Below are 12,196 nucleotides of genomic sequence, written 5' to 3' on the forward strand. Positions count from 1 at the left end.
GCTATTTACCTCTTAATAATTATTATCATATATTATTTATTATATCTAATATTCTATATGAACCTTTTTTATCAATAATATTCTTACTATTTTTATTTAATTTTTTTCTTATTTCAAAATTATTAATTAAATAATATATTTTTTTAATTAATACATCTAAATCAAGATTATTACAATCTCCTCCATATATAATTGATTTTTTCTTTAAAAATGATTTTGCTGCTAAATCTGACCCATTACTCAATAATATACATGGTACACCAATGGAACATATTTCATACATTGTAAATCCTGCTGCACTAATTACTATATCTGATTCTTTTATTATTTTAGACATATCATTAATATTTTCTATTAAATTTATGTTAGAATATCTATTATAAAAATTTTTTTCTCCCTCTATAATATTGAAATATTTTCCTATTACAATATTAAAATTTATATCTTTAAAATTATCATCTTCTATAATTCTATTTAATATTAATCTATTTATATTATTTATATCTGTTCCACCTGTAGTAATTAGTATATTTTTAACTTTTCTTTTTAATACATACGATATATTTTCATATACTTTATTTAAAGGAACATATTTAGTACCTTTAAATATTTGATTATTTTTATAATATTTTGAATACTCAATATAATCAGAAAATATATTATAATTTATAATTGCATCAACATCATATCTAAATTCTAAAAAATCATTAATATATATAATCTTACAAACTTCTTTTAAAGCTTTTAAATAATAATCTGTAACAAAATAACTATCTATTAATAATTTAGATATTTTATATTTATATATTATTTTTTTAATTTCATAAACTTCATTATTTAAATCATCATATTTGTTTAAAAGTTTAATACAGTTAAAATTTCTATTTTTGATAATTTTTTCACATTCATTATCACACACAATAAATAATATATTATCTCTGTTTTTACTAGCCTCTGCAATAGATAGGCATCTCATTACATGCCCTAAACCTATATTTTTATTTGAATCAACTCTTATTCCTATCATTATAAATCACCATTTTATTTATTACTTAAAATATTCTAATTTTATTGGTTCTCCATAATTTATATTAACTTTAGATTTTTTACTTATTTTCATAAAATGTTGATCTAAAACCAATGCTAATGTTATTGTCTGTTATGCTAAATCCATTACGGTGAGAAGCAGGATATATAGTTCCGCTACCATTGTAACCGCCTCCTCTGCCAGCGCAATTATAATTTTCTTCTTCACTTAAATAATAAGATACTTTTCCTTTAATTTTTAAAGACAAATTTACTGCCTCTACCATTTCTTTAAATTCTTTAGGTTCCATTGAAAATTCACTATCTGGATTTTTAATTTCTCTACTTAAACAAAAATGTTTTTCTATTACTCTTGCTCCTAAAGTTGTAGCTACAACTGGTGCAACACTTCCCATTGAATGATCTGATAACCCTACTGGTAATTGAAATCTTTCTATCATATCAGTTATAGTTAAAACATTCATATTGTCATAATTTGCTGGATATTGACTACAACATTTTAATAAAATTATATCATCATTGCCTTCAGATTTTATTGCATTTATTGCTGTTTCTATTTCTTCTATACTTCCCATACCACATGACATTATTATAGGTTTTCCTTTTGATGCAACATATTTAATTAATGGTATATCAACTAATTCAAATGATGCTATCTTATAAAATTCAACACCAAGTTCTTCTAAAAAATCTACAGATGTTTTATCAAAAGGTGTAGATAAAAAATCTAATCCATATTTTTCTGCTTCATCTTTTATTGCTTTATGCCATTCCCATGGTGTATGCGCTTCATTATATAAATCATACAAATTATATCCCTTCCAAAGTCCACCTTTTAATTTAAAGTACTCATTATTACAATTTATAGTTATTGTATCTGCTGTATATGTTTGAATCTTTATACAATCTGCTCCACAATCTTTAGCTACTTTTACTAATTCTAAAGCATTTTCTAAACTTCCTGCATGATTTGCCGACATTTCTGCAATAATATATACGCCATTTTTAATTTTATCTTGTAACTTCATACTATCTCCTTTTCCTTTTTAAGAAAATATAAATATAAATATTTATCATTTTCTTCAATTTCAAAAAAGCCATTATTAATAAATATTTTTCTAGATAACATATTGTCTTTTTTTACACTAGCCTCTAATATATCTATATTATTAATAATAGCTTCTTTTTTTATTAATTTAATTGTTTCATTACCATATCCATGTCCTCTGTATTTATTATCTATTAAATATGATATTATCGCTTTTGAATCTTTTTTTTCTAATCTAATTGTACCTATCTCTTTATTATCATTTAAAATAATATATATATATATATTATTTAAATTTATTTTTTCATTAAACCATCTTATATGTGATTCATAACTAATATAACTACTATTAAAAGAATTTTTTCTAACTTCAGCATCATTTATCCATTTAAATATTTTATCTAAATCATTATAATTACACTTTCTTAATGTTATCATATATACCTCATTAATATTGTTAATATAGCTTTTTCTGCTCAATATTCTTATTTATATTTACAACATCTAAATTGTTATCCAAATAATTCACAACATCTTTTAATTTAAAATACTTATTTTTAAAATATAAATTTTCAAATATATTTTTTATTACAATATAATCTTCAATAGTATCTAAAGTAACTCTATACTTAGAATAGTTTTCTTCAAATTCAAATCCTTCTTTTAAAAAACCATTTTTATCATCATAAATATATGGAGTTACATGCTCTCTTTCATATGCTTTATTTGAATTAATATACGCTTTCTCTAAACTCTTAAAGGTAAATACTTCTACATCATATCCTCTTGGATAAGTTCTTCTCAATGTATTTGATACATAGTCAATATTCCTATCCTTATTAGCTTCTTTAAAATACTTCACAACATCATCTAATATTTCAAAATCTATACATGGACAATCACTCGTTACTCTAACAACAATATCTGCATTTTCTTCTTTAGCAGCATGATAAAACCTAGATAAAACATCATTTTCTGAACCTCTAAAATATTTAACAGATAAATTTTTTACATGATTTACAACTTCATCATCATTTGTATTATTAGTTGTTGCTACTACTATTTCATCTATTTCTTTACATTTTTTTAATCTGTCAATTTCATGATTCAAAATAGTTTTCCCACATACATTTTTTAAAATTTTCCCTGGTAATCTAGTAGATCCGACTCTTGCCTGAATCAAACATACAACTTTCATGTTACTTCCTACTTTCTATAATAATTAATAACCTTTTTCACTGCTTTTATAACATCTTCAATATCCTTATTACTCATTGAAGGAAATAATGGTATAGTTATCATTTTATTATAAATATCTTCTGCTATAGGACAACTTCCTTTTTTATATCCTAATTCTCTATAATATGGATGTAAATATACAGGTAAATAATGGACATTAACACCTATATTTTCAGCTTGCAATGCTTCAAATATAGTTTTTCTATCACACTTCAATTTATTTAAATTTAACAATAAAACATATATATGATATCCTGATTTTGAATATTCATATTCAAAAGGTATAACTATTTCATCAATGTCTTTAAAATTTTCATTATATATTTTAACAATTTCTCTTCTTTTTTTTATAAATTTATCTATTTTCTTTATTTGAGATAATCCTAAAGCACTTTGAATATCAGTTAATCTATAATTATATCCTAAATCAATCTGTTCATAATACCAAGGCCCTTGATTTTCAGTCATAAATTCACAATTTCTTGTGATACCATGACTTCTAAATAATAACATTTTTTCATATAACTCCTTGCTATTCGTTACAACAGCACCACCTTCACCTGTTGTAATTGGCTTTACAGGATGAAAACTAAATGTTGTCATATGAGCTTTTATTCCAACTTTTTTATTTTTGTACTCGCTTCCAAAAGCATGAGCTGCATCTTCAATTACAATTAAATTATATTCTTCCGCAATTTGTAAAATAGAATCCATATCTACAGATTGTCCTGCAAAATCTACAACTATAATTGCCTTTGTTTTATCAGTTATTTTTTTCTTTATTTCATTAACATTAATATTATAACTATAAGGATCCACATCTACAAATACTGGTGTTCCACCACAATACAAAACACAATTAGAGGAAGCTGCAAAAGTAATAGCTGGTACTAACACTTCATCTCCTTTTGAAATTCCTGCTACATGGCACGCCATATGCAGTGCTGCAGTACCATTGGATACTGCTACTGCATATTTACTACCTACATAATTCAAAATACTATTTTCAAATTTATTTACTATAGGCCCTGTAGTTAAGTACTCACCTTTTAAAACACTTACCACATTATCTATATCATCATCATCAATAGTTTGTTTTCCATAAGCAAGATATGTATTCCTAATTGGTTTTCCTCCATTTATTGCTAACTCACGCATTCTAATCTCCTTAAATTTAAAATTATTTTTTATGTGTAAATATACCTAAATCATTCATAGCTCTTCTTAACTCCTGAACTGAAAGCCATTGTGAATTCGTTCCTGAATCATATTCAAATCCCAATTCTATTAATTTTCCCCCTTTAGTAAAATGCTTTTTCTCATCCCACCAATCAAAATTAGGATATATTATATAATTATTTTCATATTCATATGTTCTTCTTGAATCATCTTTTGTTATCATTACTTCATGAAGTTTTTCCCCTTCTCTAATACCTACTTCTTTCATGTCAACATCATCCAACATAGCCTTTGCTAAATCTGTTATTCTAAAAGAAGGAATTTTTGAAATATATGTTTCGCCACCTTTTGATTCTTTTAATGCTTTAAAAACTAAATCAACACCTTCATCTAATGTTATCCAAAATCTAGTCATTCTAAAATCAGTAATAGGAAGCACCTTTTTTCCATCTTCAATTAAACTTTTAAAAAACGGTATTACAGAACCTCTGCTCCCTGCCACATTTCCATATCTAACAACTGAAAATATCGTACCAAACTCTCCAGAATATGCATTAGCTGAGATAAATAATTTGTCTGATACAAGCTTTGTTCCTCCATATAAGTTAATTGGATTAACAGCTTTATCTGTTGATAGTGCAACACATTTCTTTACTCCTCTATCAATACATGCATCAATTAAATTTTGTGCTCCATTTATATTTGTTTTTATTGCTTCAAATGGATTGTATTCACATGCTGGAACTTGCTTCATAGCAGCTGCATGAATAACATAATCTACACCAACTAACGCTCTATACAATCTGTCTTTATCTTTTACATCACCAATGAAAAATCTAAGTTTATGATATTTATTTTTCGCCTTTTTCATAAATTCTTTTTTCATTAAATCTTGCTTAAACTCATCTCTTGAATAAATTATTATCTTTTTAGGATTATATTCATGTAGTATTCTCTCTACAAACTTTTTACCAAATGATCCTGTTCCACCAGTTATTAAAATTACCTTATCATTTAACATCTATTTACCACCTTTGATAAAATTTTCATTACTATAGTTATTTAACTCCTAGTTGCTATTCCTTTATTTGACAAATACATTTTAGCTTCTTTAGGAGTCATTTCTGTAAAATGAAATATACTAGCTGCAGCAACAGCTGATGCTTTACTATAATTTATAGCTTGAAACATATCCTCATACTTACCAGCACCGCCTGATGCTATAACAGGAATACTTACAATATCAACTACTTTTTTTATTATTTCTAAATCATAACCACTCATGGTTCCATCCTTATCTACGGAAGTCAAAATAATTTCTCCTGCTCCTGCTTCTTCAACAATTTTAACCCATTCCTCTACTAAAATTCCAGTGTTAAAATTTCCTGATTGTGAAAAACAATAATATTTTTCATCAATACATTTAAAATCTACACTTATTACTATACATTGAGAGCCAAATAATTTAGCACCTTCTCTTATTAAATTTAAATTATTATATGCCTCTGAATTTATACATACTTTATCTGCTCCAGCTCTTAAAAGACCTCTTATATGATCAATAGATTTTATACCTCCACCTACACAAAAGGGTACAAAACATTCTTTAGAGAACTCCTTTATAGACTCATAATCTGGTTCTTTACTTTTAATAGTTGCTTCTATATCTAATAAAATTAATTCGTCTACCTCTCTCATATTATAAACTTTAATAGCAGGTAATACTGTATCTATCCTTCGCCATGAATTAAAACCAATCCCTTTTACCAATCCAACTTCTTTATACAATAATGTAGGTATAACTCTAACTTTTAACATGTAAGTATTCCTCCACCAATCTTATAAATTTAGAAAGTTATTAATTAATTTAAATCCTGATTTTTGACTTTTTTCTGGATGAAATTGAACTCCCCAAATATTATCTTTATTTATTACAGATGTAAACTCTCCACAATAATTTGTTTTGCATACAATATCTTCTTCATTCTTTGTTACATATTTATAACTATGAACAAAATAAAAATCAGTATTATCCTCAATACCTTCTAATAATTCATTATTGTTTATCTTTCTTATATCATTCCAACCAACATGAGGTACTCTTTCAAAGATTTCTTTTGCTTCTAGCTTTACAACTTCACCTTCTATATAATTTAATCCTTCTACTTCTCCAGATTCATATCCATATGTAGCAAACAATTGCATACCCAAACAAATTCCTAAAATAGGTATCTTTTTTTCTTTAACTATTTCATCTAAAACCTTATCCCATTTTCCTACTTTTAAATTATTAATACCATCAGCAAAAGCTCCTACTCCTGGAAGTATAATATGTGTTGCTAAATATAGTTCCTCTGGTTTTTTTGCTATTTTCACATCAGCTCCACATTTTTCAAAAGCTCTTTTAACTGATAGTAAATTTCCCATTCCATAGTCAATTATACATACACTCATTGCTTTACCTTTCTTAAATATAACTAATTTTAATTATTGTCATAATTAATTTTCACTAAATTTCCTTTTTTATCTTTTATTAGCTCTCCATTTCTATCTACTTTAAATAACTTTTTATTTGTAAATTGGTCACAAATCTTTATAAATTCATCTACTGTTATATCCAATGGTTCTAAAATTTCTTCTAGTGGTTTATCTAAATATGTCCATGGGAATTTACCATCACAATTTTTAACAATATTCATTCCTTGTTCTCTTGTTAATCTACCTCTTCTTATATGCATAGATACTAAATCAGATGCTCTTCCAAAACCAAATTTTAAAAATTTGAAATAATCATGAATTCCTACTTGATAATTATCTATATTTTCATAATCCACTGCTGAACCTTCTATAGTTTTTCCCCAACTTTTAAACCCATGTGCTTTTGCTAAAAGTACATTTGATAATCCATCCCATGGTATATAATGCCCTAAAAATAACCCTGTAACTCCAACTTCTTTTAGTTCTTCATCTGTGGGATATGTATATGGAATTAATTGATTTTTCTTTATTCCTTCATATCCTATAAGATCACTTACTCTTAATCCTAATAGTCCACCAAATTCCTCTAACCATTTTCTATCTAAAATATTATTTTCTGTTGATGCCGCTGGTCCTCCATACTCATTTTGCGAATTCTCACCCCATATTAATAAAGGAATATTCATATTCACAGCTATTCTTACAGGTATTGTAAAAATCCCAACATGCTCTGGCCAAGATATATCTCCTACTTCAAATAATCCTATTCTATTTAAGTGTTTTCTTACCTTCTTATTAGGAGTAATTTCAATATAATCAACACCTAAATTTTTAATATTCTCTATATTTTCTCTACCTATTTCAGTTAAATGACAAGTAGTTGAAGTAACACATAATGGATTCATACCTAATTCTAACATTGTAACAACTTGATATGTACTGTCTTTTCCTCCACTAACAGGAATAATACAATCCCAATTTAAACCATCCTTACTTCTATATTTATCTAAAATAGACATAAGTTCTTCTTTTCTTTTATTCCAATCTACTGCATCTCTTTTTTCATAATTTCTACATGCATTACAAATTCCTTCTTCATCAAATGATAAATTAGGTTTTGTATCAGGCATCACACATCTTTTGCAATATTTAATCATTTATTTCATCACCTTCAAACAATTTCTTCATAGTAGTAAATTTTGCACCTTTTATTTCTGCTCCTAAACTACAATTATAAAATTTAATTTTATTATTATCTTTAATTAATTTTTCAATATTTTCTTTAAATAATATGTAACCTCTATTAGTAAGAATTTCATATCCAAAAACATCTTTAATTTTTATAGCTTTATCTTTAGCTAAAATTTCATCTTTTTCCTCATACATTTCTTCATATGCTTTAGAATGTGTTTTATTATTCACATAAGCTAAGTCTTGACCAACTAATATTATTTTTTCCCCTTCTGATTTTATAGCTATATCAATTGTTGCAATAGCTACTGTCTTACCTGTTTCAATAATTATATTTTCTTTATTATTTTCATTATAAAATATATATTTAGGTCCACTATAATTATCTACTGCCCATCTTGATGCTGTGGCTAAAAATAATAATGGAATATCTAAATCATTATATCCATAAAGTTGATTTGCTACAAATTTTTGCGAGTCTATAATGACTATTGCATCTGGGTATATATCATTTTTAATAAGTGTTGATACTGCTGAACCAACTGCGTAAATATCATAATTTGACCTATATTTTTTTATATCATTAACTACCATATCTAAAGATGGTCCTGCACTTGCTACTAATTTAATTTTTTTTCCCTTATTACTTAAAAATTTACTAATACTTTTATAGTTTTTACTCTCATTATATAGTTTATTCTCTTCCATAAATATTGAAAATTTTTTTATTCCTGATTTTGCAATTATATAATTTTCAATTTTATTTTTTATTTCAACATTTTCTGCAAATTTTAATAATGGTCTATATATTATAATATCATTAGATTTTTTTATAGTTTTAAAATATTCATCTATTTCATTTTCAAAATAAATTTCAATATTTTTATTGTTTATTATATCTTTTACTTCAATTTCATTTTTCAAGGTATTATAAACTTCTGTGTTCAAAATATAAATTTTTATTTTTTTATTATTTGTTATTTTTAATAACTCTTTAATGTGATATCCTAACCCTAAACCTAATACATGAATAATTTCATCATTAAGTACATGTTTATATCCATCAATAAATTTTTTAGCTTCTATACTTGTATTATACTTACTATTTAAATATACATCATCTATTTTAATTACTTTTTGATTTTTTTTAGAGTATACTATTTCTATTTTCATTATATAGTTTCTTTTATACTTTTAATTAACTCTTCAAGTAATGGTTTTACTTCATAATTTAACATATCTGCTACAAGTATGTAATCCTCATTCTCCATAGCGCTTACAATTTCTGTGAATTGCTCCAATATATTTGTTGCTATATCATTACTATCAAAAATATCTGATGTAATATCTAATCCTTTAAATATCCATTGTAATTCTTCTGATATAAAAGCTAATCCTTCACAAGCAATTTTTTCATCACCTTCATATAATTTATTAACTATTGCTTCCATATATAAATTTATATTTTCGATACTTTCTACCATTGTTTTTAATAAATTTATTTTTTTATCTTTATTATTCACTAATATTACACTCCTTATCTATAAAATTAAATGCATATTCAGCCTTTTTTTTCATAGTTTCATATAAGAATCTAGTTTTATCATAAAATTTTTTGAACTTTTCTTCTTTACTATCACCATCTTTGTCCATCCATAATGGATTTATTTCAACATTCATAACAATAGGATAAATTAAACTCTTTATATAAGGTACTTTTAAGTATAGTTCTTTCAATTCTTCTTCTAAAATATCCATTTTTTTTGCAATTTTATCATAATCAAAAAGTTTATTTTTATTATATAAACTTTTTAATTTCTTATTAAATTCAAGAAGTTTATTACATTTAATTTTTATATCTTTTAAATATCCTATTGTTTTTTCAAATTCATTAATAACTAAATCTTTCTGTTTTTTTGTTAAAGTAGGCTTTAACTCTAAATTTTTATTTATTTTTTCTGAGTTTTCATATAAATCAATAACTTCTCTTAAAGTTTTCACTTCACTTCCGTTTATATGTGCCCCACCTTCTGTAGCATTTATAAATTTAGTATCCTTATTATATTTAATTATTGCTTCAATATTTTCTCTAAACATATTAAGAGATCTACTTGTTCTCACTTTATTTCCATAAATATCATCTACAAAGATATCATGTTTGCTTTGTACATTACTAACAACTTCCTCATGTTTATATTTATCTTCTTTTGCCTCACAAAACTCTGCATGAACTTTGTCATTAGTATATGCAAGGTCTTGTCCCATAAATATTACTGGATTACATCCAAAGTCAATAGCTGAATTTATGCAAACATGTGCAACAGATCCACTTCCAACCCTTGGTCTAAAATTCCTTTTTATTACTGTTCCTGTAAAGTCTATACCTGAAAAATCACTTATTTTACTACCTAAATGATTTTCAAGTATTTTTTCATTTGTGGCACTGGAAAAAATCAAAGGAATATCCCAATTTAAATTTTCTTTAACTAAATCGTATGCTATTTCATCACCATCAATCATAACAAAGAAATCTGGTTTCACATCTATTTCTTTTAATTTTGAAAGTGTTCTTCCTCCACTTATAATTATAAACTTTTCATGACATTCTTTAAGAAGTGCTATATTCTTTTCTAAAGATGGTCCAGCTGATAACACTATAGCAGGTTTATTTTTAAATTTATCTGTTAAATCTTCTAAAAATACACTATTTAAATTATATTTAAAATTTTTAATGAAACTTTCAAACCAACGTTCTGAAAAATGATTTATTGTATTATGTTCAATAATATTATGAACAATAAACTTTTTTAAGCATTTTGATATATAGATACACTCTTCATAGTTATATTCATTTAATACTTTGTTATTTACAACCCTAACATTATAAATATTAACTAAATCAAATTCTAAACTAAATATTAATTCTATATTTTTTTCATCATAATTAAAAATTTTAATTCTTTCATCTTTTGTAAAATCATTATAATATTCATCTTCATAAATATTACTAATTAAATCAATATCTTTTTCAAATACTATAACTTTAAAAGTTTTATCTTTTATTCTACTTAATTCTAATAAATATTCACCATCACAAATTCCATATGTTACAATTATAGTCCCATTATTTATCTCGCCTATATCATTAATAAAATCATCTATATCTTTTTTATGATTATAATAACTACCTAAATATTTTTCCTTATTATTTGTTTTTACTTTTAATATCCTTAAATTATCTTTACTTTTTTCCATAGTATACACGATAATTCATCTCCTGTTTTTTCATTTATATTTATATTGTCGTTATTTTTTTTTTTATCTTTAATAAAACTTAAAATACTTTTTAAAATAAAAAAAGTCACCATAAAGCAATATTATTTACTCTTATGGTAACTTATTTTTAAATTATCTTAATAAATTTAATACATTTTGTGGCTGTTGATTAGCTTGTGCAAGCATTGATTGCGCTGCTTGATTTAATATATTATTTTTTGAATAATTCATCATTTCTTTCGCCATATCAACATCTCTTACTCTTGATTCTGCTGCTTGTAAGTTTTCTGATGTATTATCTACATTTTTAATAGTATGCTCTAATCTATTTTGTATAGCCAGTGCAGTATCTATAGCAGTTGTTAACTTATTAGCATCTGTTGCACTTCCTGACCCAACATTAGATACTAATGCAGTTGTTACACCAACTGCTGTAGCTCTCATATTTTCTAGTTGTATTGTTATCATTTCTCCAGAATTAGCTCCAACTTGAATATTTAAAGAAGCTTTTGAAGCAGATGCATTAATAAGATTTTTACCATTAAATTTAGTTGTATCTGCTATTCTTGAAATTTCGTCTTGTAATGCTACTAATTCTGTTTTTATAGCTTGTCTATCAGTTGTTGCATTTGTATCATTTGCTGCTTGTACTGACAATTCTCTCATTCTTTGCAGAATATTTGTTGTTTCATTTAATGCACCTTCTGCTGTTTGGATTAATGATATTCCATCTTGTGC

At 25.1% G+C, this 12,196-nt stretch carries 13 protein-coding genes; all 13 read right to left on the minus strand.

The window, feature by feature from the left end:
* Positions 1-25 precede the first annotated feature (25 nt).
* A complete protein-coding gene (gene pseG / locus BHW04_RS10085; RefSeq protein ID WP_302699508.1) occupies positions 26-1,027 on the minus strand; it encodes a UDP-2,4-diacetamido-2,4,6-trideoxy-beta-L-altropyranose hydrolase in 1,002 nt (333 codons plus the stop codon).
* A gap of 79 nt (positions 1,028-1,106) precedes the next feature.
* Positions 1,107-2,075 (minus strand): pseudaminic acid synthase, encoded by a 969-nt coding sequence (gene pseI, locus BHW04_RS10090; protein ID WP_302699510.1) that lies wholly within the window; start codon positions 2,073-2,075, stop codon positions 1,107-1,109.
* A complete protein-coding gene (locus BHW04_RS10095; RefSeq protein WP_022212734.1) occupies positions 2,072-2,533 on the minus strand; it encodes a GNAT family N-acetyltransferase in 462 nt (153 codons plus the stop codon). Before BHW04_RS10095 ends, pseI begins: the two co-directional genes overlap by 4 nt.
* A gap of 19 nt (positions 2,534-2,552) precedes the next feature.
* The gene (locus tag BHW04_RS10100; RefSeq protein ID WP_022212735.1) at positions 2,553-3,293 is read right to left on the minus strand and encodes a cytidylyltransferase domain-containing protein; all 741 of its coding nucleotides are present in this window, start codon (positions 3,291-3,293) and stop codon (positions 2,553-2,555) included.
* Between the two features lie 8 nt (positions 3,294-3,301).
* Positions 3,302-4,492, minus strand: coding sequence for a UDP-4-amino-4,6-dideoxy-N-acetyl-beta-L-altrosamine transaminase (gene pseC / locus BHW04_RS10105; RefSeq protein ID WP_302631331.1), 1,191 nt, complete (start codon positions 4,490-4,492; stop codon positions 3,302-3,304).
* A 22-nt stretch (positions 4,493-4,514) separates the two neighbouring features.
* Positions 4,515-5,534, minus strand: coding sequence for a UDP-N-acetylglucosamine 4,6-dehydratase (inverting) (pseB, locus tag BHW04_RS10110; RefSeq protein WP_302699513.1), 1,020 nt, complete (start codon positions 5,532-5,534; stop codon positions 4,515-4,517).
* Positions 5,535-5,575: 41 nt separating this feature from the next.
* Positions 5,576-6,331, minus strand: a complete 756-nt coding sequence (gene hisF, locus BHW04_RS10115; protein WP_302632047.1) for an imidazole glycerol phosphate synthase subunit HisF — start codon at positions 6,329-6,331, stop codon at positions 5,576-5,578.
* A gap of 21 nt (positions 6,332-6,352) precedes the next feature.
* Complete coding sequence (hisH, locus tag BHW04_RS10120) at positions 6,353-6,967, minus strand: imidazole glycerol phosphate synthase subunit HisH (RefSeq protein WP_302632049.1); 615 nt, start codon at positions 6,965-6,967, stop codon at positions 6,353-6,355.
* 29 nt (positions 6,968-6,996) lie between these two features.
* Positions 6,997-8,148, minus strand: coding sequence for an N-acetyl sugar amidotransferase (locus BHW04_RS10125; protein WP_302632050.1), 1,152 nt, complete (start codon positions 8,146-8,148; stop codon positions 6,997-6,999).
* On the minus strand, positions 8,141-9,355 hold the full coding sequence (locus BHW04_RS10130) for a motility associated factor glycosyltransferase family protein (protein ID WP_302699516.1): 1,215 nt from the start codon (positions 9,353-9,355) through the stop codon (positions 8,141-8,143). The genes BHW04_RS10125 and BHW04_RS10130 overlap by 8 nt, the downstream gene beginning before the upstream one ends.
* Complete coding sequence (locus BHW04_RS10135; protein WP_302699518.1) at positions 9,355-9,705, minus strand: hypothetical protein; 351 nt, start codon at positions 9,703-9,705, stop codon at positions 9,355-9,357. The genes BHW04_RS10130 and BHW04_RS10135 overlap by 1 nt, the downstream gene beginning before the upstream one ends.
* Positions 9,698-11,437 carry a motility associated factor glycosyltransferase family protein gene (locus BHW04_RS10140; protein WP_302699524.1) on the minus strand — a complete coding sequence of 580 codons (1,740 nt, stop codon included), beginning with the start codon at positions 11,435-11,437 and terminating at the stop codon, positions 9,698-9,700. Before BHW04_RS10140 ends, BHW04_RS10135 begins: the two co-directional genes overlap by 8 nt.
* A 153-nt stretch (positions 11,438-11,590) precedes the next feature.
* A partial coding sequence (locus BHW04_RS10145) for a flagellin (RefSeq protein ID WP_302699520.1) occupies positions 11,591-12,196 on the minus strand: 606 nt, incomplete at its 5' end.

This window comes from Clostridium sp. 29_15, from assembly GCF_001916075.1.
Classification (GTDB): Bacteria; Bacillota; Clostridia; order Clostridiales; family Clostridiaceae; genus Clostridium; species Clostridium lentum.